A 443-nucleotide genomic window follows, 5' to 3' on the forward strand; every position below is an offset into this window, starting at 1 on the left:
GCTCCTGTCACTCCAAGCCCTGCTGTTGCGTCAATCGCTGGCTTTTTGCTGCCGAAGCTATCCGTAATTTGTACGCTTAACTGTCCCGAAAGTGTATTCTCCAGCGATGGATCCTGGATTCCCTCACCCGTTGTTTCGTACTGAATCGTATCCCCTTGCTCTATTGTTGCATCCGACCCCAACGTTACAAGCAACTTGCCGTCCGCTTGCCATACCGCACTTGCGCCCGTTGTACCTATCGTATGACCACTCGCTGTCGTAATATTCGCCAGCGCTGCCGTTCCGCTTGTTTTGTTGATCGGTTGGTTAAACGTAATGGCAAAGCTTTGAGCGCCTTGACGGTACGTTGTATCGTCGTACGTTGTCGTCGTTGCCGCTGTGATGGCTGTCGGTACCGCACCCGCACCAAATGTCGGCGCAATCGCCATCGCCGTGCTCAATCC

Annotated in this window: 1 protein-coding gene; it reads right to left on the reverse strand. The window is 53.7% G+C overall.

The features are described 5' to 3' along the window. A partial coding sequence (locus AB4114_RS35915) for a hypothetical protein (RefSeq protein WP_441992692.1) occupies positions 1-443 on the reverse strand: 443 nt, incomplete at both ends.

Source organism: Paenibacillus sp. 2RAB27 (genome assembly GCF_052115445.1).
Classification (GTDB): Bacteria; Bacillota; Bacilli; order Paenibacillales; family NBRC-103111; genus Paenibacillus_E.